The organism is Streptomyces sp. CBMA156, assembly GCF_014596515.1.
Taxonomy (GTDB): Bacteria; Actinomycetota; Actinomycetes; order Streptomycetales; family Streptomycetaceae; genus Kitasatospora.
In genome coordinates this window covers 1-21477 of record NZ_MSJQ01000455.1, presented here as the reverse complement: position 1 = coordinate 21477, position 21477 = coordinate 1, and the positions used below count along the sequence as shown (strand labels likewise).

Annotated in this window: 18 protein-coding genes; 6 read left to right on the top strand and 12 right to left on the bottom strand. The window is 67.5% G+C overall.

The features are described 5' to 3' along the window. Positions 1 to 309: 309 nt before the first annotated feature. From dndE to dndB, 4 genes are read right to left on the bottom strand one after another with little or no spacing between them, the layout of a single operon-like run. Complete coding sequence (gene dndE / locus BU198_RS41330; RefSeq protein WP_188301845.1) at positions 310 to 690, bottom strand: DNA sulfur modification protein DndE; 381 nt, start codon at positions 688 to 690, stop codon at positions 310 to 312. Then, the gene (gene dndD / locus BU198_RS41325; RefSeq protein WP_188301844.1) at positions 680 to 2707 is read right to left on the bottom strand and encodes a DNA sulfur modification protein DndD; all 2028 of its coding nucleotides are present in this window, start codon (positions 2705 to 2707) and stop codon (positions 680 to 682) included. Before dndD ends, dndE begins: the two co-directional genes overlap by 11 nt. Positions 2708 to 2711: 4 nt before the next feature. Beyond that, on the bottom strand, positions 2712 to 4274 hold the full coding sequence (gene dndC, locus BU198_RS41320; RefSeq protein ID WP_188301843.1) for a DNA phosphorothioation system sulfurtransferase DndC: 1563 nt from the start codon (positions 4272 to 4274) through the stop codon (positions 2712 to 2714). Then, complete coding sequence (dndB, locus tag BU198_RS41315) at positions 4271 to 5410, bottom strand: DNA sulfur modification protein DndB (protein WP_188301842.1); 1140 nt, start codon at positions 5408 to 5410, stop codon at positions 4271 to 4273. The genes dndC and dndB overlap by 4 nt, the downstream gene beginning before the upstream one ends. Before the next feature lie 222 nt (positions 5411 to 5632). Between dndB and dndA the strand changes: the two genes are divergently transcribed. Then, complete coding sequence (dndA, locus tag BU198_RS41310; protein ID WP_223245624.1) at positions 5633 to 6826, top strand: cysteine desulfurase DndA; 1194 nt, start codon at positions 5633 to 5635, stop codon at positions 6824 to 6826. A 99-nt stretch (positions 6827 to 6925) separates the two neighbouring features. Here the strand turns inward: dndA and BU198_RS41305 are convergent, their stop codons facing one another. From BU198_RS41305 to BU198_RS41285, 5 genes are all read right to left on the bottom strand, one after another. Beyond that, the gene (locus BU198_RS41305) at positions 6926 to 8365 is read right to left on the bottom strand and encodes a DNA phosphorothioation-associated putative methyltransferase (protein ID WP_188301841.1); all 1440 of its coding nucleotides are present in this window, start codon (positions 8363 to 8365) and stop codon (positions 6926 to 6928) included. A 119-nt stretch (positions 8366 to 8484) separates the two neighbouring features. After that, positions 8485 to 10200, bottom strand: coding sequence for a DUF262 domain-containing protein (locus BU198_RS41300; RefSeq protein ID WP_188301840.1), 1716 nt, complete (start codon positions 10198 to 10200; stop codon positions 8485 to 8487). Between the two features lie 424 nt (positions 10201 to 10624). Then, positions 10625 to 10855: a hypothetical protein gene (locus BU198_RS41295; protein ID WP_188301839.1), complete on the bottom strand. Its 231-nt coding sequence runs from the start codon at positions 10853 to 10855 to the stop codon at positions 10625 to 10627. Between the two features lie 1222 nt (positions 10856 to 12077). Further along, positions 12078 to 12833 (bottom strand): ABC transporter permease, encoded by a 756-nt coding sequence (locus tag BU198_RS41290; RefSeq protein WP_188301838.1) that lies wholly within the window; start codon positions 12831 to 12833, stop codon positions 12078 to 12080. Beyond that, positions 12830 to 13735: an ATP-binding cassette domain-containing protein gene (locus BU198_RS41285; RefSeq protein WP_317620534.1), complete on the bottom strand. Its 906-nt coding sequence runs from the start codon at positions 13733 to 13735 to the stop codon at positions 12830 to 12832. Before BU198_RS41285 ends, BU198_RS41290 begins: the two co-directional genes overlap by 4 nt. A gap of 586 nt (positions 13736 to 14321) precedes the next feature. On the opposite strand from BU198_RS41285, the gene BU198_RS41280 reads away from it, so the two are divergent. The 3 genes from BU198_RS41280 (at position 14322) to BU198_RS41270 (ending at position 17359) form a co-directional block, all read left to right on the top strand. After that, a complete protein-coding gene (locus BU198_RS41280) occupies positions 14322 to 14927 on the top strand; it encodes a thioesterase II family protein (RefSeq protein ID WP_188301836.1) in 606 nt (201 codons plus the stop codon). A gap of 200 nt (positions 14928 to 15127) precedes the next feature. Next, a complete protein-coding gene (locus tag BU198_RS41275) occupies positions 15128 to 16537 on the top strand; it encodes a class I adenylate-forming enzyme family protein (RefSeq protein ID WP_188301835.1) in 1410 nt (469 codons plus the stop codon). A 39-nt stretch (positions 16538 to 16576) separates the two neighbouring features. Continuing rightward, complete coding sequence (locus BU198_RS41270) at positions 16577 to 17359, top strand: carbon-nitrogen hydrolase family protein (protein ID WP_188301834.1); 783 nt, start codon at positions 16577 to 16579, stop codon at positions 17357 to 17359. A 217-nt stretch (positions 17360 to 17576) separates the two neighbouring features. On the opposite strand, the gene BU198_RS41265 is transcribed toward BU198_RS41270, so the two are convergent. Further along, positions 17577 to 18242: a DUF1453 domain-containing protein gene (locus BU198_RS41265; protein WP_188301833.1), complete on the bottom strand. Its 666-nt coding sequence runs from the start codon at positions 18240 to 18242 to the stop codon at positions 17577 to 17579. A 78-nt stretch (positions 18243 to 18320) separates the two neighbouring features. On the opposite strand from BU198_RS41265, the gene BU198_RS41260 reads away from it, so the two are divergent. Next, entirely contained in the window at positions 18321 to 18944 is a 624-nt protein-coding gene (locus BU198_RS41260) for a TetR/AcrR family transcriptional regulator (RefSeq protein ID WP_188301832.1), read from the top strand. A gap of 65 nt (positions 18945 to 19009) precedes the next feature. Here BU198_RS41260 and BU198_RS41255 read toward each other — a convergent pair whose 3' ends face one another. Beyond that, the gene (locus BU198_RS41255) at positions 19010 to 19741 is read right to left on the bottom strand and encodes a response regulator transcription factor (protein ID WP_188301831.1); all 732 of its coding nucleotides are present in this window, start codon (positions 19739 to 19741) and stop codon (positions 19010 to 19012) included. Positions 19742 to 19956: 215 nt separating this feature from the next. On the opposite strand from BU198_RS41255, the gene BU198_RS41250 reads away from it, so the two are divergent. Next, positions 19957 to 21108, top strand: coding sequence for a sensor histidine kinase (locus BU198_RS41250; RefSeq protein ID WP_188301830.1), 1152 nt, complete (start codon positions 19957 to 19959; stop codon positions 21106 to 21108). A gap of 88 nt (positions 21109 to 21196) precedes the next feature. Here BU198_RS41250 and BU198_RS41245 read toward each other — a convergent pair. After that, positions 21197 to 21477 (bottom strand): acetyl-CoA carboxylase biotin carboxyl carrier protein subunit (locus BU198_RS41245; protein WP_188301829.1); only part of this gene is annotated, 281 nt, incomplete at its 5' end.

The window sequence follows — 21477 nt, the reverse complement described above, 5'->3', positions numbered from 1 at the left end:
GTGGTGTTTCCGGTCCTTGTCGTCGAAGAGGCATCGGCTGAGCCACCGTGAGGCGGCGGACGGACGCCCCGATGCCACTTGGCCGATCACTCCGTGGCGTGAGCTGACCGCCACGAGAGGCTGAAGCGCCGCCGAACGTCCCCAGTCCTGTGGGACACCCGGTGCTCCCCGAAGTTGTACCGAAAAGCGGTGGATCTCCTCAACCGAGATGAGGAGGGCTCGGTCGGGACGCTTGTGCCCCCGCAACGCCCGCGTTGACGGCGTGTGGTTCGGCGGCCTGGCACTCCGTCGAACCACACGCGTTCGGCGTCAGGCGACCAGGGCGGCGCCGACCATGCCTTCGACCGTGGCCATTTCCTTGTCAGCGCCCAGATAGCCGATGCCGCGGTGCAGGTGCACCGTGAGCATTCGCGCGACGTTCTCGTCGGACGGCTCTTCTCCGACGGTCACGCAACGCTGCTTCAGCAGAGCCAGGTAGACATCACCGTGCTGGCCGGCAAAGGTCTTCCACGTCATCTCGACATTGGAGTCGGTGACGATGTCCTTCACCAGGGGGGTCGAAGGATCCTTGAGTGACATCACCAGTGCCCAACGGCAGAGCACGTTCCACTGGGTGATGCCGGTGGTGCGCTTGAGATAGACCAGCCGGTCCTTGGCCGGTTGTGACAGGCGGACGTTGTCAACCGACATTCTGCGCTCCCTCGTTCCACCAGTAGCCCTCGACCACCTGAGTGGTGAACTCCTTGTCGTCGTGTACAAGGGTGTACGTGCGGGCGACGGACTTGTTCAGCCGACTCAACAGGTACTCGTCGATCTCCTCGTCGGTCGACAGCAGCAGGACCTGATCGCTCGCTTGTGGGAAGTAGCGCGTGACGAGGTGCTCGCGGTGACGGCTGTCGAGTCGGCCGAGAGGCGTGTCGATGACGCTGGGCAGGCGGTTGCCGGCGACCCGCATCAGACCCCAGAGCAGCGACACCGCCAGGAGCTGGCGTTCACCGGCGCTCAGACGTGCCGGGTCGATCGGGTTGTCGGCGGAGTCGCTCAGTGTGAGCGTGAACTTGTCGGTGTCGATACGGAGGTCCTTGACCAGCCCCTGCTTGCGCATGAGGACCTTGAAGCTGTCCAGCACCGCCAATTCGAGTTTGCCGATGTGGCGTCGCAACAGAGCGGACCCGAAGCGCTCGAGAGTGTCGCGCGCCCTCTCGGAGTACTTGATGATGCGTTCGACCTCCTCCGCCTTCACCTTGGTGCGGACGAACTCGTGATGTGCGCGTTCCAGTAGCGTTTTGACGTGCTCGCGACGTCGCTTGAGCTCGTCCAAGCGGGCATCGGCCCGTTCGCACGCCGCCTGGCACTGCGCCACCACCACCAGCTGTTCCTCACGGGCCTGCTGCAGGGCCTTCACCTTGTGCTGGGCCGGCACGCCGGCCAGCTGCCGGTCGAGCTGGTCGAGCTGCTCGGAGAGGTCGGCAGCTGCGGTCAGCAGAAGCCGCCCGCGATCGGTGTCCCGCTGCAGGATCTCCTCCAGGACGCCGAGTTGCTCAGCGGCGTCATGCGGCAGTTGTAGATCGACGTCGAGATCGGTGGACCTCGCCCGGACCTCGCGGTCCGCCTCCAACTTCGCGACCACCTCGGCACGAGTGGCATCAGGCAGCATGTCCAAGAGCCAGCTGTCGCGCTGCTGCAGCACCTCGAGGACGTGCGCAGACTGTCGGGCCTGCTCTTCCCTCGCAGCCTGCTCACGCAGGTCCGCGATCAGCTGAGTGGCCATGAGCAGCGGCAGCGGACCTGCGGACAGGTGGGCGAGGTCGGTCCGCACCTGGGTAAGTTGCTCGATGACGCTCTTCTTCTCGTTCTCCAGCTCCACCCGTCGGTTGAACAGGTTTCCGCCTTCCTTCTCGAAGGCGTCCTCCAAGCTCTCCAGCGTGCGTTCGGCCTTGCGCAGGTTCGTTCGGCTCTCGCCCCGCTCCTGGTGCGCGACGTCGTACGTGGCCTGCACCTCGTCACGCTCACGTTCCTGCGCGCGGATGTTGTCCAGGAGGTGCTGCTCCTCGGCGGAGAGCTTCTGGCGCCGTTGCAAGGCGAGGAGGTCGTTGCGCAGCTGCTGGACCGTACTGACACCGAGCAGTGAGTGAACCGCCGACTCGATCACGGATGCGGCACGATCCGGATCGGCGAGGGATTCGATCTTCTCCCCGTCGAAGAACGTCAGGGAAGCGATCTCCAACGGCAACAGCGACTCGATGTGATCGGCCCAGCCGTCACTGACGAGCCGGTTGAACCGGGGTTCCGGCTGAGCAGTGCGGACGGTCTTGGCACGTTCCCCGTACGTCTCGTCGACGAAGACGTTGAGGAACTCCTTGAGTGTCTTGCCGCTGGTGTGCCAGCTACGGACCACGCGGTAGTAGTGCTCTTGACCGCCGGACAGGCTGGTGAACTCGAGTGTCACCGCGGATCCCCGCGCCGGGTCGGCCTGGCGGTTGATGCTCTCGCGGAGGTAGGTCTCGTACGTCTTGGTTCCGCGGCCGCTGCAACGCGCGCGGTTGCCGTACAGCACCAGCTGGATCGCGTCGAGCAGGGTCGTCTTGCCGCACCCGTTGAGGCCGCCGATCAGGATGACCGGCTTGTTCTTCCTCGGAGTGAGATCGAGCGACTGCTTTCCGCGGTAGGCCCCGAATTCTTCGAGGGTGATCTTGCGCAGGAGCATCGAGTTAGTTTTCGTCGTCGAAGGTCAGGTTCTCAGAGATGTCATCACGCCACTTCTTCTTACGGGTGGCGAAGTCGACGGCATCTTCGTGGCTCTCGTAGTAGCCCTTTTGGACGGCCTTTTCCAAGGCCTGGAACAGGCCGGACCGCCGGGCCATGGTTCGGTACTTCCGCTCCACCCCTAGCAGTTCACGGACCATGTGGTAGTGCAGCTCGTCGCCGTCGCAGACTTCCCTGAGCACGTCCATCTCGTCGGACCCCATGACGAGCTGCTCGTCGAGGGGACCTCCGGGGAAGGCCGTTCCCGTGGTCTCCTGGTAGATCCGGGGCACGGCGTCCTCGACCTCGTGCTTGTCGAAGACCCAGATGCGTCGGATCTCATGCAGCTCATCCAGCGTGATCAGCTCGATGTTCTTGACATGGTCCGGTGCGTGCTCACGGATCCAGGTCTGCGCCTCAAGGAGTTCACGAAGCCACGACTCGCGGTAGGACTGCAGGTAGGGTCCGTGGATCGCGTCGTTGTTGAACAGCATCACGGAGCCATTCATCCGGCGGAAGTCCCGGGCCGGCTTGTCGGGGCGTGCGAACGGCGCCTTGCGACCAGGTGGCAGGTCGGGATCGCCCTCCTCGTAGTAGCCGAACGGCGCGTCCAGCTTGTCACGCAGCTCGAGCAGGGGGAGCATCCACTCCTTCTCCTCGTCGTTCTGGATCATCGCGGACATGGACTTGTCCTGCTCCACGAGGGTGCAGGTCCAGCAACCGAACCGACTCGAACCACAGGAGGGCGTCGTGGAGTCGACGACGAGCGGGCACTCTCCGTCACCGGAGGCGCCCTGATACATCGTGAGCAGGTCCTGATTGTTATAGCCCCAAGGGTTGGGGATCTGCATCAGGAACTCCCACACATCGTCGTTGGTCCAGTCCTCGACGGGGCTGTAGACGAGAGAATTGGGTAGATTCGCGTTGGGCGAGAGACGGTCACGCACGCGGCGCTTCTCGTGCTTCTCCATGGCACGGGCTCGCGCATGACTCTCTGCCTTGCGGATTCCAAGGACCATGATCGCTTCACCGTGGGCCGCCACGACATTGCGGATGAAGGCGTTCGACGGCTTGATCTTGAGCCGCTCGGTGCACCAGCGGAACTTCGGTCGGGGAGCCGGGTAGCCGCGTCCGATCAGGTTGACCCAGAAGGTGTCCTTGATCTCCGGCGTCAGGCGGTGAGGTTCGACCGGAAGCCCCTGGGCGAGAGCAGCATCCTTCATCGTGTCGAGTGAGGCAGACACCCAAGCCGCCACCACGGGGTTTTCCACCAGGGTGTCGGTGCTGATGACATGGACGGTCTTGGTGCGTTGTTCTGTGGGCAGATCGCGAAGTGCCATCCAGACCAGCTGCAGGACCGCAGTGGAGTCCTTGCCGCCGCTGTAGCCGATGACCCACGGCACCTGGTCGGCCGTATAGAGTTCGCGGATCTCGTCCGTGAGTCGTTCGGTCACTTCGTTCAAGGTCTGCCCGTTGAACGGCTTGCGCCGCACAGGAGTGAGTCCGAGATCGAGTGGGATGGTGCTCATGAATCGCCTCGCAGATATGCGTCTTCCACGCGCTGTTCTTCGGAGCTCAATTCGAGACCGAGATGCCGACGCAAATAGTTGACAGTAAGCGTTACGTTCTGGTGGCTCTTGGAGACTCGGCCGCCGACGATGGCCCGACCCTCCCAGTCGATATTCGACCGGGTCCAGTCCACGCCCTTCAGTGGGGCTAGTCCCTTCTTCCACCTCGTAGGTTTGGTGGACTCGCGCAGAATGGAGTTACCCACCCTGCCCAGGGCATGGAGCGCGATCCCGTGGCTGTGGATGAAATCGCGACGCATTTCCTGAGCCGACAGGTCGCGGGAACGTACCTGGCTCCATTCGGGAAGCACCCCGTCAACGAACTCCCAGAATTCCCGAGCCAGGACAATGGCGTCTTCCTGTGCCAGTTCCAGCCCGCGCAGCAGTGACTGGTTGCCGAAGTACAACGCGCTGAGCGTGAACATCTTGCGAGAGCGGGCCGAGAGTGTGCTCTTCTCCATCTCGACAAAGCCTTTGAAAACCGCGGAGCGTTCCGCCAGTGCGCGAGTGATCTGCGCATTGCCGTCGCGGTGGTCATACAGAACACCAATGGATCGAGCCGGTCGGATCGCATGTCGATTGAGATCGGCGAACATCTGCTGGGAGCGCGTGAGCCCGGCGTCGCAGAAGAAGACCACGGCAATGGTCTCGTCGCCGAGCTCCGGATTTTCCTTCAAAGCAAGTTCGATGGCGGCGCGGCGGTGCTGCCCGTCGTTGATCAGGAAGCGTGAGTCCATGGGGATCCGCAGGTGGCCAGTGCGGTGAGCCACCCCTGCACTGCCCTGGCTCTCGAAGGTCATCTCTCCATCGACCGAAGCGGTCAGGGCGCTGAAGACGTAGTCATCCGGGTTGTCCAGGATGTATCGCGTGAGCGCCGGCAAGCGTCCCTTGTTGAGGACTCGCTGTGCCCGAAGCTCCGCCGACAGGTCTTCGTCGTCGAACAGGAAGATCTTCGGGATGAGTCTCAGCGGACACATCGAGGCATAGAACTCTCGACCCGCCTGTACGCCACGGATGGCGGGGAAGGTGTACTCGAATCCCGTTGAAGCCTGCGAGACGACCCGCCCCGCAGCCCTGCTCGCTGCTTCAGTCTGCACCAATGAACTGTAGCGCACGTACGTCTTCGAGAAGACGTACGTGTCTGGTCCGTCGACGTGCCGGAGGCTTCGGATGCTGCTGCGGGTGTAACAGTGCGACCGCTGTGCCAGCACCCGCGCGGTACTGGAATAGGAGCGGAGCCATGGTGGTTGCACAGTAGGGAGCATGATGCGCGTTGGTCTGGCTTCATGCCATGAGGGCCGAGCGTGTACGTTAAGCACTTGACGTACGCGGTGGGTGTCGGATCGGCTCTGAGGCGGGTGAGCGCTGTGGTGGCGTATCTGGATGTGGCGGCGACGACACGAGTCGATCCCAGGGTCGCCGAGGTGGTGCTGCACTGGATGACGGAAGACTTCGGCAATGCCGGCAGTCGTACACACGAGTACGGCGCACGAGCCAAGAAGGCGGTGCAGCAGGCCCGCGCCTTCATTGCACAGACCCTCGACGCCAAGACCGAAGAGGTGATCTTCACCAGCGGGGCTACGGAGTCCAACAACATCGCACTGCTGGGCCTGGCACCCCATGGTGAGAAGGCCGGCCGCAAGCACATCATCGCCTCGGCCATCGAGCACAAGGCCGTCATCGAACCCCTCGTTCACCTTCGTGACACACGTGGCTTCGACGTCGAGTTCCTCCGCCCCGGACCTTCGGGCCGCGTCAGCTCGGAGGCGGTCCTGGAGCGGCTGCGTCCGGACACACTGGTGGTGTCACTGATGCACGTCAACAACGAGACCGGTGTCATCCAGCCCGTCGCCGAACTGGCGCGGGAGCTGCAGGCGACGCAGACGTTCCTGCACGTCGATGCCGCCCAGGGGTACGGCAAGGTTCCCGGGGACCTGACCGCTCCGATCGACCTGATCAGCATCAGCGGCCACAAGATCGGAGCCCCCAAGGGTGTCGGTGCTCTCGTGACCCGGCGTCGCGGGTGGAACAAGGTGCCCCTGGAGCCCATCATGTTCGGCGGCGGCCAGGAGCGGAAGCTACGGCCCGGTACGCTCGCCGTGCCCTTGATCATGGGCCTTTATGAGGCAGCGAAGATCTTCACGGCAAGCCATACGACGTGGGACCGCGAATCGTGGGCGATGCGGGAAAGAATTCTTGATGCACTGAGTGCGACGAGGTTCCGGATCAATGGGGATCCCGCACATTCTGTCCCGCACATTCTGAACGTGAGCTTCGACCAGCTCAATGCCGAGGCGCTGATCGTCCGACTCAAGGACCAAATCGCGATTGCCACGGGGTCGGCGTGCACCAGCGCCTCCTACACCCCTAGCCACGTCCTGCAGGCCATGGGCTTGGACGAGGATGTCGCCGCCAACGGGCTGCGTCTGTCCTGGTTCCCTCCGCAGGCCGCGGACTTCGATCTGGACGGAGTCGTGAAGACCATCGCTTCCATGCAGCCCGGTCACCCGTGAGGTGTGGGCGTCCCTAGGGTGCGAGCTCGAACTCCAATCCGGCCTCACGGAGGAGAACCTATGAGCTGTGTCGTGTTCGGCCGTGCCCTGACCCTATTGTCATGTGTCATCCTTGCGCCGGATCAGACGGTGTCCTCGTAGCTGGCGCCCGCACCTGGCGAGTTCTTCCTCCCATCCCTTCTCCGTACCGATCAGGTGAGGGTGCCGGTACAACCCTGCGCGTACCTCGGCTTCCGTCAACCGCCGGTAGCGCGGCACCTCCGGATCATCCGATGCCAGGAACTCGTGCTTCCGGTGCAACAGGGGCCGGCTGGCCGCTTGCAGGTACGAGACATGCGTCGACTCCAGCGTCTGGAGATCCACCCCGTAGGAGGCCGTGATTCGAGGGTGCGGGTCCTGGTCGAACTTCGGGTAGTCCAGCCAGGAAACCGCTCGGCCCTGGTGTCTGAGCTTTGCCACCGTCCACTCCTCCGGACGTCCGGCGGCAATCGAGGCGCAGTGCTCGTACAGCCGAAGGACGGTCGGAATCCGTTCGAGAGCGCGACGGTGGACGTACAGGGCGGTTGGCGTCATCTTGCCGGCGACGGAGGCCTGCATCGCACCTCGCACGTATTGGTCGTCGCGCAGTTTCAGCAGAAGCCGATCAGCGCGTCGGCACGCTTCCTTATAGGAGGCGAAGAAGGTGCGGATGTCCTGCTGAATGTGCACCGGGAGGCTCCCGAAGGGGCCACGACCGTTGAAGAGTTCTACTGCCAAGTACAGGAGGGTGTTCAAGGCGGAGCGCTTGCCCCCTGCTGCGATCCGATCGGGATCGGCCCCCTGGCGAACCAGTCGCCTCAGCTCCGTGGGCCTGAGATGGGCCAGTAGTTCTGCGACATTGCGAGGCATCTCCTCGATTCGAGGGTGCCGACCGCGCTGCTCCACATAGGCCACCAGGGACTCGAGGGCAGAAGAGGTGTCCTCGGACGTGAGCCATTCGGCGTCCGGGACCACTCGATAGGCGAGGTAGCTCAGACGAGCCGTGTCATCCTTGAACACATACACGACACCGGGTGCCGTGGCGACCACCCGCGCTCCAGTCACCTCCTCGACGTACCGGCGTAACTCAGCCGTAGTGTAGAGGTGTTGGAAGGTCTGGCGGCTCGTGAGCAACCCGTCGCCGAATTCCTCGCCGTGGACCTTGGATTTCTCCCACGTGAGTCGGGCCGAGACCACCAGGAGCGTCGAGGCCAGCTCCCAGGCTCGTTGGAGGGTCCGTCGACGCTCCTCCGGATTCTCGATGACGTTCAACACGTAGGTCAGCAAGACGACGTTACTGGAGACGGGGTGAGTATGTGGCCGATGGTAGGGGTCCCATCCCTCCACCTGGCAGTCAAGGCGCTTCAGCACCCTGACGTCATTCCCACGACCGCAGCCGTAGTCCAGCACCGTACGGTCCGGCCGTAGTTGGCCGTCCGCGAGCGCCTGACGCGCGGGAACCGACAGTGCCACCCGGCCGATCGCCGTTCGCCCCCGCGCACTGGCCCACTCCTGGTTCACGTGCACACCCTTACTTCGGTGCCGGCGATCGCAACGTCGCAGTGGACGTGCAGTTCAGGCGGTAAGTGGGACCTGTGGGGCGTGGCCTTCCCGAAGGGAGGGCCACGCTCACCGGACGATCACCGCGGCCACGTGCGCACTGCCAGCGCTGCGAGTCGCTCCTGCCGCTCCTGAACTGCCTTGGGGGTCCACAGGTCACGCTCGCCGACCTCCCGGGTCAAGGTGAGCTGTGAGTTCTTGAAGACCTCGGCCTTGTCCTTGAAAGGCTTGTTTCCCAGCCGTGAGTTGGATCCGGCGGGCAGCAACACCATGTTGCCGAGCCGGTAGATCCAGCTGTCCGCGTCCTCGCGCTTCCCACTGGCAGTGATGAAGTCCGACCAGTGGTCGGTCAGCGCATTCTGGGGGTAGACGTGTTCGAGGTTGACCTCGTGAGGATTGTCGTTGGGCACGAACTCCGGCTGCCCCTCCTTCAACGCGGTCCGCTCCAGGGCGGTCAGGTAGTAACGCGCGATCTTGCTGCCATCGCCGCGGCCAAGTGTGGTCAGGGTGAACTGTGCCTTGAAATCACTGTCCGAAGGGATGAGGTCGTTCACGCGCTCTCGGATCTCGCTCAGCGTGGTGACCTTGTGTTGCCGGATCTCCGTTGCGATCTGGGAGTAGAGGTCCTCGTACCGACCACGGTTGATCCCTCCCGTGACCATGCCTCGAACTGACCAGCCGATCATGGCTCGCAGGAGCTTGTCGATCTGGGGCGGCGGCAGATGGTCGACGGCAGCCAGCAGGAGGATCTTGTTCGGGACAAGGTTGAACAGCGCGAGGGTGTCGAGCGCCGGCTTACGGGTGGAGCACTTCTCCGCCCAGATCTCGTGGCTCGGGTCGGACAGAGCGGCGTAGATCCGCGCCGCGGTCAGCAGCTCCTCCGAGAATCTGAGTGCATCCTGACTGCGAGTCACCTGCTTTCGCATCTGAGCGTACAGATCTCGCTCCGTGACTTTTCCGACCCTTGAACTCCAGTAGTGTCGGAGGAACTTGGTGAACTTCTCGTTGGCTGCCGTCAATGAAAGCGCACCAATCGCCTTGTGCCAGTTATTGCGTACCGGATCGAGATGCGTCTTGGCTGCACCGAAGAGGTGGTTTTTCAACAGATCCGCTGTGGTCAGGTCCGCGCCACGATTGTTGAGCGTCTCGAAGATGACGTACGCATCCGCCTCCGAAGGCGTCTCCACCACGGCAAGTTGGGCGCGGTGCTGGATGTACTTCACCCACTTCAGCAACTCGCCGGTGGCTTCCTCGCCGTACCGTGCGCTCAGGCTTTCCAGATTCTCCCGGAAGAAGCCGTACGCCTTGACGATGTCCGAGTCGCTCCGCTTCGCCGGCAGGGCGGGCAGTGTCGTTCGGGTGACGATGCCGTGGAAAGGCGGATTGTCATCTTCGTTGAGCTTGAGGTGAGGCTCAGTGCCTTCGGCATCCCAGGCCTGACTCGCCAGGAATTCGTCTCCGATCAGCTGTGCACGAGAGTGGTTCAGGCGGTGCAGCTCGTCGCGGATGGCCGCGATCAGGAGTGAGGACGTGACCAGCCGCTGCTGGCCGTCGATGATTTTCTTGCGTCGCTCCGCACCGTCTTGGGTGAGGACGATCGTGCCGAAGAAGTACTCCTCCTCGGCCCCGTCGCGGACCGCACGGCTCAGGTCCGTCCAGTAGTCCAGTACCTCCTGGTCCACCTTCCAGCAGTAGGCTCGCTGGAATTGTGGAACGATCAGCCGCTCGCTGCGCAGTATCTCGCCGATTCCAACGAGGTTCAGCTGAAGCGTCGTACTTCCGTGACCCGATGCCATGCCGCGCAGTGTAACCTGCGCAAACGTGCAGCCGGGTCGGGTTCTGGAAGGTGCCCGGCCTTGTGGTACGGCATCAGCTCCTGCCTCCCAACGCCGCTGCGCCGGCACCTCGCTCACCAGGGCAGCGCGGAGCTGCCCTGTGAATCGTGGAAGTGTCTCGCAGGGCGGGCTTCGCCCTGGCTGCTCCCAAGGGGGCCTGGTGGGTGCGACCCGGTCGACCACGCGCAAGTTCGTGATCGACCGGGTCGCACCAAGCTGCTCATCTCATCGCTTGCCCCAGAAGTGCTCGGCCAGGCTTGCCGGTGAGACCGTTGCGGCTGTTGCTCTGAAGGGTCCAGGCGGCGCTGATTCTCTGAGTGAGGCGTGCCGGGCAGGTCGCCGACGTAAGTGCATGCCACGCATGGGCACTTGTTCGATGTGACTGCTATTCGAGCAGTCGGCGTCGGAGCTCGGCCGCCAACAGCCCGCCGGCGCCCAGTGCGGCAATCGCTTCCTCCAGCGTCATGCCCCTGAAGAGCAGCGCGATCAAGGCTGTCAACAGGGATACGAGCAAGAGGACGGAGATGAGGGACGCCTGCCACGTTGCGGCGAGCGCCGGAGAGGGAACACGGCCATCGGGACCGGTCGGCGCAGGGTCGGGGATCGTCTGAGACATAACGAATGCTTCCTTTGCGAGGAAAAGGCTTGGAGATGCTCCGGACGGAACGCTTAAGCCCTGGGCAGGGCTGACGTCAGTTGTCGCCGGTTGCAGCCGATCAACAACGGGCATCAGCGTACCGAACTTTTGAGCTCTTTCAATGTGGGTCTGCGAGTGAGCGCGCACCGCGGAAGTGGCAAGCGGCGTTCCACTTAGAAAAAGTGACGCAGCCTCCGATTGATTGCGCATCAAATTTCCTAGCTGGTTGGCTGGCTGGTCATATCGGGACAAAGGCTGCAAAATCGATGAAGGGAGGCGTGCAGGGCCCGATTTTCAGCAGCGAAATCGCTCTTGGCGTGGTCAATCGGTGGGAGTGCTGTACCATCCTCGATTGTGCTCGCGCGTGCGCGCGTGCGCGCGAGGAAAACGGGTTCCATGCTCCGGACGGTCAACTTGGAACCGGGAAGTCTCTGTTGCAGCAGAACTTCCTTGAGGGAGGCGGCGTCGGTGTGCGGCATTTGGTAGCGCATGTTGATACGCTGGCGTCACGCGGGCGCCGCCTTCAGCGGGAACGGCATGACGAAGCCTGGTGCCCGAGTGTGTGGGTGGCCGGACTGATGCCCGCGCGTTGCCTGTGAACCGTACGCGAGGGCAGTGACGGCAGTGGGCGGCTCGGGACGGGTCGCACGCTGCGCGTGCCTTTTGCGGGAGGCATTGATTCACCCCTGGCGAACCTTGTGGGGCGCCGCTGTCGTTGTGCCGGGCAAGCTGGGGTCCGGGGCGGTTGAGGCAAGGTTTGCAAGCCGTCTTGTGTCGATGGCGAAGGGGCGCCTCCATGACGCCGCTGTTGCCTCCGAATTCTGTGACGACGTCTTCAGGGAGCTCTATGCGGATGCCGTGGGGGCAGTAGCCTCGGGGGCGGTACATCTCGACGAAGCCGCGAACCTTCTGACGGCCGGCTCGACGTGGCGGGTTTTGTGGCCGCTGGATGCGGTGATGACGTTCGGTGTTCGCGGCGGTGGCTGGTGCGAAGCAGGCCGGTGCCGATGACGGTTTCTACATGCTGGGTGAGGTGCGACCACCGCCGGCAGTCGGGGACTCTGCACTCTGTGGAGAGGCTCGGCGTGATGGGCCCGGAGATTGACACCGCGGCAATCACTGGCCCGGAAGAGGAATGCCCTGGCCCCCCGAGCGGGTGCGCTCGGGGGGCCGACGGCGTGGGGGCGAGTGGGACGGGCGGTCAGCCCTGTTCGCGGTTGATGACGCGCATGCCCCAGAGGCCGAAGATGACGACCAGGCTCAGGGCGGCGAGGGTGCCGGTGGCGGTGGCCTGGGTGGCGTAGTGGCCGGCGGCGATGTCGCGCAGGGCGTCGGCGACGTGGGTGAGCGGGTTGGCGCGGGCCAGGGTGTGCAGCCAGTCCGGGGCGTTCTGCATGGGCAGCAGGAGGCCGGAGAGCAGCATGAGTGGCACCAGGACCATGCTCAGCAGCGGGGCGAAACGGTTCTCCTGCTTGAGGATCAGCGCCAGCCCGTACGAGGAGCAGGCGATCCCGGCGCACAGGACGGCGGACAGCGCCAGGAGCAGCAGCACCGAGGGCACGGAGGCGCGGAAGCCGAAGGCGGTGGCGACGGCGAGCAGGACGGCGCCCTGGATGCCGGTCTGGGCGAGGTCGCCGAGGACGCGGCCGGAGAGCAGCGCGGCCCGGCTGACGGGGGCGACGCGCAGCCGCTCCATGACGCCGGAGCGCAGTTCGGGAGTGATGGAGAAGCCCGCGTAGGCGGCGCCGAACAGGGTGAGCTGCATCAGCATGCCGGGGACGAACCACTGCCAGGCGTCGATGTCCCCGGGGAGGGTGTTCTTCAGCAGGGGGCCGAAGAGCACCAGGTAGACGAGCGGTCCGGAGACGCCGACGAGCAGCTGGGCGGGGCTGCGCACCCAGGGGCGGACGGAGCGGACGAAGATGTGCCCGGTCTGCTGGAAGTAGCGCACCGTCATTCTCCCTGGTCTTCGGCGTCGGGGGTGGCGTCGGCGTCCCGCAGGCTGCGGCCGGTGAGGGTGAGGAAGACGTCGTCGAGGGTGGGCCGCTGGGTCTGCACCTCGTGCACGGCCAGGTCGACCCGGTCGAGTTCGCGCAGCAGCCCCGGCAGGACGGTGGAGCTGAGCGGCACCCGCACCCGCAGGACCTTTCCGTCGACGGCGATCTCGCGGGCGCCGGGCAGCCGGCCGGCGATCTCGGCGGCGGCGGCCGGGTCGTCGGTGGTGAGGGTGATGAGGTCGCCGGAGATCTCGCTCTTGAGCCCGTCGGGGGTGCCCTCGGTGATGATGGTGCCGCCGTCGATGACGAGGATGCGCTCGCACAGCGCGTCGACCTCGTCGAGGTAGTGGGTGGTGAGGAAGACGGTGGTCTCGTGCTCGTCGCGCAGCGACCTGATGTGGTCCCAGAGGTTGCTGCGGCTCTGCGGGTCGAGCGCCGTGGACGGCTCGTCGAGGAAGACGAGCCCGGGCTGGTGCAGGACGCCCATCACGATGTCGAGCCGCCGGCGCTGGCCGCCGGAGAGGGTGGAGACGATCCGCTGCTCCATCCCGGACAGGTCGTAGCGGTCGAGCAGGTCGGTGACCCGGGCCTTGGCGGTGGCGGCGCTCATGCCGTACAGCCGGGCCTGGGTGATCAGTTCGTCGCCGACGCGCTGGTCGGTGCCGGCTCCGTTGCCCTGGCCGACGTAGCCGATGCGGCGGCGCACGCCCGCGGGGTCGGAGAGCAGGTCGCACCCGGCGACCACGGCTTCGCCTGAGGTCGGGCGCAGCAGAGTGGCGAGCATCCGCAGCGTGGTGGTCTTGCCGGCGCCGTTCGGACCCAGGAAGCCGACCAGTTCGCCGTCGGCGACGTCGATACTCACGCCACGGACGGCGGCGACTTCCTGTTTCCCGGAGCGGAACGTTTTGGCAAGGTCTCGTACCTTGATCATCTGCGATGCCTCATCCGGTCGTGCGCAACTGCCTTCGGGCATGGGAACATCACGCCGTACCCATCGGAGAAATGGCATCGGTCCCCGTCGGCGCGCTGCGCTGCGGGGGGTGTGATGACACGCACCACGGTGCGTGCACTGGGACGCTAACGGCCGCCGTTTCGGCCGGACAACCCCTAGACGCCCCAGCGCTGACCGGGGGTTCCTCGACCGCCCCCGGGGTCCGGCTCAGGCGCAGGGCGCCGACGGCCGGCGTGACGAGGGCCCGTGCCGCCCCGGCCGCCCGCCGGGGCCGTTCGCGGACTGCCTTTCTCCACCCGGGACTAGACCCGGGGGTAGAGGCCGCCGGTGCCGACAAGCCGTAGTGTCGGCGGCACTGAACGTGAACGTGAACGCGTCCACGAACGTGAGCACAGAATGCGCATGCGAATGCGAACGTGAACGCCGACGTGAGCGCGAACGCGAACGCGAACGTCACCCCGAACCGCCCCCACGAGCTCCTGAAGGGACGAGTACCGTGACCTTGGACACCCGCGGCGATGTGGACCTCATCAACATCCGTCACCCGATGTCGCCCAGCACGTTCCGCATGGCCTTCTTCCCCCACCTCCTCGACTCCTCGGTGCGGTTGCTCGACCTCGCGGAGCTGCTGCTGCCGACGGTGGAGGTGCTGGCCTTCCAGTACCCCGGCGCGTACGACTTCGACGGCCCGCCGCGGATCGGCGGCACGGCCAAGCTGGCCGACCGGGCGTTCGGCACGCTGATGGCGTGGACGGACCGGCCGCTGGCCCTGTTCGGGCACCGGGTCGGGGCCGACGTGGCCTACGAGGTGGCGAAGCGGCTGGAACAGGAGGCCGGCGTCGTGCCGGCGACGCTGTTCATCTCGGGCCGCGGCGGCCCCGCCCGCACCGGCCCCGAACTGCGCTGCCCGGTGGTCGCGCTGACCCGGGAACACAGCCCGCGGGCACTGGTCGAGGACGTCCGCTCCTGGGAGTCCTGCACCACGGGACCGTTCTCGCTGGAGGTCCTGCCCCGGGCGCACGGCGGTCCGGACGGCTACAGCCGGCAGGTCGCCAACCTGGTGCACGACCAGCTCATCTCGGGTGAGAACAAGGGGCTCTAGGGGCGGCTAAGGGTTTCCCGGACGGGTGTGCGCTCCCTAACTTCGTGGGTGGGGACCGTTGACGACGTCCCGGTGGCGAACCGGAGGTCCCCTCAACCGTCCCGGACGACGACGGCACGTATGCCCCGGGCGGCTTCCTGTCCGGTTCGCGGCCGCGCGCGCCGCTCGCCTCCGGGCCCGAGGAAGGAAGCGCCCGACCAGTGACCTCGAAGATCTACGGCCCCGACACGGTGCTGACTCTCCCCGCGTTCGAACAGGAGGCCCTGCGTATCGCCGAGGCCCTCCGCGAGCGCGGTGTCGGCCCAGGCCAGCGTGTGGTGTTCAAGGCGGGGAACTCGGTGGCCTGGCTGGGCACGCTGCTGGGCCTCATGCACGCCGGAGCCTCCATCGTGCTCGTCGACCAGCAGGAGACGGTGGAGGAGACCGCCCGGATCGTCCGGCGGACCGGGGCCAAGGTGGTCCTGGTCGACGAGGACTCCCCGATCGACCCGTCCCACGACCCGATCCACCTCTACGAACTCCTGGTCGCCGCGGCGGGCCGGGAGACCGCCGAGCGCGAACTCGACGTGACGGCCTGGGGCGAGATGCCCGACGGCCTGATCATGTGGACGTCCGGCTCCACCGGCCAGCCCAAGGGCGTCGTCAAGTCGGGCGGGAAGTTCCTGAAGAACCTGGAGCGCAACGCCCGCCAGGTCGGCCACGTGGCGGACGACGTGCTGCTGCCGCTGCTGCCCTTCTCCCACCAGTACGGGCTGTCCATGGTGCTCATCGCCTGGCTCACCCGCAGTTCGCTGGTGGTCGCCCCGTACAAGCGGCTCGACCGCGCGCTGCGGATGGCCGGTGACACCGGGGCGACCGTCATCGACGCCACCCCCGCCAGCTACCGCTCCATCCTCAACCTGATCGGCCGCAAGCCGGCCCTGCGGGCGCACATCGAGCGCAGCCGGATGTTCTGCGTCGGCGCCGCCCCGCTGGACGGCGCGCTGGTCGACCGGTACGTCGCCGAGTTCGGGCTGCCGCTGCTGGACAGCTACGGCAGCACCGAGCTGGGCAACATCGCCTTCGCCACCCTGGAGAACCCGGTCGCCACCGGCCGGGTCATGGAGGGCATCGCGCTGCGCGTCGTCGACGAGGACGGCGCCACGGTGCCCGCCGGCCAGGCCGGCGAGATCGAGGTGGACACCCCGGACGGCATGGAGGGCCACCTCGCCGAGGACGGCTCGCTGCTGCCCGCCCCGACCGGCTGGCAGCGCACCGGCGACCTCGGCCACCTGGACGAGCACGGCAACCTCTTCGTGCTCGGCCGCAAGTTCGCCGTGGACCGGATGGGCTACACGCTCTACCCGGAGCTGATCGAGCGCAAGGTGGCGGCCGAGGGCTGCTCGGTGCGGATCGTCCCGCTGCCCGACGAGCGCCGCGGCTCGCAGCTGGTCTTCTTCGTCGAGGACGAGGAGGGCCGGGAGGCGGCGCACTGGCGGGAGGCCGTCCGTGGCATGCTGGCCACCTACGAGCAGCCCGACCGGGTCGTCGTCCTGGACCGCTTCCCGCTCAACCGCAACGGCAAGCCGGACAAGCGGCAGCTGGAGCAGCTGGCACAGGAACTGCGCTAGCTGCCGCGCCCGTACCCGAGATCCCGGAGGTTTCCCCCAGTGAGAATCGCCTGCCTTCAGGCCGCGTCCGGCACGACGGGCGTCCGGCAGTCGTACGAACAGCTGCGGGAGGCGGCGCGCCGTGCGGCCGAGGAGGGGGCCGGACTCCTGGTCACCCCCGAGATCTCGGTCGGCGGCTACCCGCTGCTCCCCGGCGTCCGGAACGAGGCCGCCGGGCCGGTGGACGGCCCGCAGTGCGCCGAAGTCTCGGCCATCGCGCGGGAGTTCGGCATCGGGTTGGTCCACGGCTGGCCGGAGACCGACGGTGACGCGCTCTACAACTCGGTCCGTCTGGTGGACGGTCGCGGTGACACCCTCGCGGTGTACCGCAAGACGCACCTGTACGGGCGGGCCGAGCGCGCGCTGTTCACGCCGGGCGACACCGCCGTCGTCCAGGCGTCCTTCGGCGGCCTGACGGTCGGTCTGCTGATCTGCTACGACGTGGAGTTCCCCGAGATGGTCCGGGCGCACGCGCTGGCCGGGACGGAACTGCTGCTGGCGCCCACCGGGCTGATGCGGCCCTGGGAGTTCGTGGCCCGCACCCTGGTGCCGGCCCGGGCCTTCGAGAGCCAGCTCTACATCGCCTACACCAACTGGGCGGGGGAGCACGGGGGCCTGAGCTTCTGCGGGAACACCACGGTGGCCGCGCCGGACGGCACCGCGCTGCACCTGGATGCGGACGCCGGCCTGCTGTTCGCGGACGTCGACCCGGCGGTGGTGGCCGAGGCGAGGGCCACCACCCCGTACCTGACGGACCGGCGCCCGGAGCTGTACCCGGCCTGATCCGCACGGGTCGCGGCCACGGACCGCGGCCATGGACCGCAGCCACGGGTCGCGGTCATCGAGGACGGTCACGGAGGGCGGCACCACCCACACGCGTGGGCGGTGCCGCCTTCCGGCGTTCCCGGGCCGCGCGAGGAGGTGCCCCGGGAGTGCCCCGGGAGTGCGAGAGGCCCGGCCGGGAACCCCGGCCGGGCCTCTCGCGTACCGTGCGCGTCGCTCAGCGGCGCTTGAACTTGTCGAGGTCGTCCAGGATGCTGCCGCCGGAGCGGTACCGGTCCAGGAGGCCGGCGCCCGGGCTCCGGTTCTGGCCCGGCCGGCCGTCGCCCTGGTTCTGGCCCTGCCCCTGGTCCTGGCCCTGGTCCGGCCCCTGCCGGCCCTGGTCGCCGCGGCCGGTGTACTTGTCCAGCAGGCTGGGCTTCTCCGGCGCGAAGTTGCCGCCCTTGAGCAGGCCGCGGTAGCCGATGACGAGCGCCTCGCCGAGGAAGCCGATGCCGATGGAGAGGTTCATCGGCCGGGCGTCCTCGTGCATGCCCATCTTCTTGGCGAGCAGGCCGTAGAGCGCGGAGGCGACGAAGGCGGCGACGATGACCAGGAAGGTCTTCGGCGTGTAGCGCTGGTGCAGGACCTCGTTCTTCTCGAAGACGACGACGGTGGAGCCACGCACCAGGCCGAAGCCCAGGCTGATGACGGAGCCGCCGAGGACCCAGCCGATGTCCGTGCCGTTGAGTTCCTTGACCTCCGCGACCGACCAGATCCCCAGCGCGGTGAGCACCACCGCGGGGCCGAAGAGGTCACGGACGTTGATCGGCTCGCCGATCAGGCGCTTGATGATCAGGGCAACAGCGCCGACGGCGATGATCGCCACGAGTAGCCAGGTGTTCACTGCTTGTGCCCCTTTGTTCCCGGGCCGCCCCTCGGCCTTGCCGAAGTTAATTTAGCGCACCCGTGCTATAACAACAACATGCCGAAGGTCGTAGCCCCCGAAACCCGCCGTCAGGACGTGGCGCGAGCCGTACTGCGCATCGTCAGCAGGGACGGTCTCGAACACGCCTCACTGCGCAACATCGCCGAGGAGGCCGGCCTCGCGATCGGCTCGGTGCGGCACTACTTCGACAACCAGGCCGACGTGCTGATCTTCGCGATGGAGGAGCTGCGGCGGCGCATCGACACCCGCATCCGCGTCCACGCCGAGAAGCTGCTGGACCCGGACGCCGGCGTCGACCGGCGCGCCGTCACCGAGGCCCTGCTGACCGAACTGCTGCCGCTGGACGAGGCCAGGCGCGAAGAGGCCGTGCTGTGGCTGGCGTTCACCTTCGCCGCCCGCACCCGGCCGGAGTTCAGACCCGGGGCCGCCCTGATGCAGCAGGCGGCCCGGGAACTCGTCTCACGCGTCCTGCACGAGGCCAGGGCCGCCGGCGGCCTCCCCGCGGACGTCGACGTCGAACTGGAGACCGGGCGGCTCGCCGCCCTGCTGGACGGCCTCGCCCTCGGCATGGTCCTGCAGCCCGGCGGCATCGAGGCGGACACCGCGCTGCGGATCCTGCGCCTGCACCTGCGCGACCTGACCGCCGGCGGCCGGGATTGAGCCGCGGACGGGCGTCGCGCCGAGGCGGCCGCGACGCTCCGGTCCGCCACCGACGCCCCGTCGCCTCAGAGCCGGTCGAGGCCCTGCCGGAACACGTAGCGGACCGCGTCCGCCCGGTTGCGCGCGTCGATCTTGGCGAACACGTTGTTGATGTGCGTCTTGACCGTCGCCTCCTCGATGAACAGCGCGCCGGCGATCTCCGGATTGCTCAGCCCGTCCGCGATCAGCCGCAGCACGTCCACCTCGCGGTTGGTCAGACCGTCGGGGAAGACCTTCCGGCGGACGCCGCGGGCCTTCGCCCGGCGGACCGCCTCGGTCTCCTGGACCGGGGCCGGCGGCGGGACGGGCGGCGCCGCGGCGAGCGCGGCGGCCAGCCGGCGGGTCACCGTCGGATCGAAGGTCGACTGGCCGTGCGCCGAGTTGCGGATCGCCATGGCGATCTGCTCGCGGTTGGCGTCCTTGGTGAGGTAGCCGCGCGCCCCGGCGCCGAGCGCGGCGGCGATCGACTCGTCGTCGGCGTACGTGGACAGCGCCAGCACGGTCACCTCCGGGTGGTCGGCGACGATCCGCGCGGTGGCCTCGACGCCGCCGCCCCGGGGCATCCGCAGGTCCATCAGGACCACCTGCGGGCGGGTCCCGGCCACCATGCTCACGGCCTCCACGCCGTCCGCGGCGCCGCCCACCACCTCGATGTCGTCCATCAGGTCCAGCAGGGACATCAGTCCCTCGCGGACGATCTGCTGGTCGTCGACGACCAGGACCCGCACCGGGCCGGTCGGTCGTTGCGTCTCGCTCATGTGCGTTCCCCGAGGTCGTACCGTTCGCGTCGCCGTGGTGTACCGCCCGGCCGTGGCCAGGGCGATGTGACGACGCGTCTTCTGTTCTCCTACCCCGGCTTCCCGGGAATCCGCAAACTCCGCCGGAGCGACCGCACCGGCACCCCCGTCCGCGGCGGACGGCCCGTTCACCGGGCCGCGGCCGCGGCCCACCGCACCCTCCCGGAATGGTACGCATGACACCGAAGCCAGACGGCGGCCACTTCATCGACCGCATCGCCCCCGGGTGGCTGGTCGTCCAGTGCCTCGGCACCCTGGCCCTGGCGGTGGCGCTGGGCACCGCGCACGAGGACAGCCCGCGGATCTGGGCCGCCTACACCTTCAGCGCCGTCACCTGGCTCCTGTTCATCGCCCTGGACCGGACCCGCCCGGGCGCCGCCGCCGCGATGCTGGCCGCCAGCGCGCTGGTGCCCTCCCTCGCCGTCGGCGCCGCCCACGACAGCACCGCCGTCATCGTGCTCTGCGTGGTGCTCGGCCGCTTCACCGCGCTCACCGGCCCGCCGGGACAGCTGATGGCCGGTGTGATCATGATCTGCCTCGCGCTGACCTGGATCAGCTGCGCCCTCGCCGGGCGGCCGTTCGGCGCCGTGCTCGGCCACACCCTGCTGGTCCTGCTCCTCACCCTGATCGGCCTGAACCGCCGGCAGTCCCAGCTGCGCGCCGAACAGGCCGAACAGCTGCTGGCGCAGTCCCGGCTGATGCAGCGCGAGCAGGCCCGCGGCGCCGCCCTCGCCGAACGCACCAGGATCGCCCGCGAGATGCACGACGTGCTCGCCCACTCGCTCGGAGCCCTCACCGTCCAGCTCAAGGTCGCCACCGCGCAGATCGAGAAGGGCGACTCGGAGGGGGCGCTCGCGAGGGTCCGGCGGGCCAACCGGCTCGCGGACGAGGGCCTCACCGAGGCCCGTGAAGCGGTGGCCGCGCTGCGCGACGACGTCCCGCCGCTGGACGAGGCGATCGAACAGCTCGCCGCCGAGCACCGGCTCAACCACCCCGGCGAGGTGCGGCTGCTGATCACCGGCCGGGTGCGGGGACTGGCCCCGGCCGCCGCGGTGTCGCTCGCCCAGGCCACCCGCGAGGCGCTGACCAACGCGGCCAAGCACGCGGTGGGGGAGCGGGTGGAGATCGCCCTGGACTTCGGCCCCGAGGCGGTGCGGCTCAGCGTGGAGAACCGGACCCGCGGCGGGCGCCGGCCGGACGCCGACCACGTCCCCGGCTACGGGCTGACCGGGATGCGCGAACGGATCACCCTGGTCGGCGGCACCCTCGTCGCCTCCGCCGAGGACGGCGGCAGGCGCTGGCTGGTGGTCGCCGAGGTGCCCGCCTGACGGACCGGAGCCGGGCGCACCGGCGGACAGCCGTGACGCCCGGCCGGAGGTACCGGGCCGGGCGTCACGGTCCACAGCGCGGGGCCGGTCAGTCCTTGATCTCGCAGATCACGGTACCGGCCGAGATCGAGGCACCGACCTCGACCGAGAAGTCCTTGACGATGCCGGAGCGGTGGGCGGTGATCGGCTGCTCCATCTTCATGGCCTCCAGGACGACGATGAGATCCCCCTCCTCGACCCGGCGCCCGTCCTCGGCGGCGACCTTGACGATGGTGCCCTGCATCGGCGAGGTGAGCGACTCGCCCGAGGCCGCCGCGCCGGCCTTGCGGCCCGCCTGGCGACGCGGTGCCTTGCGGGCTCCGGCCGCGC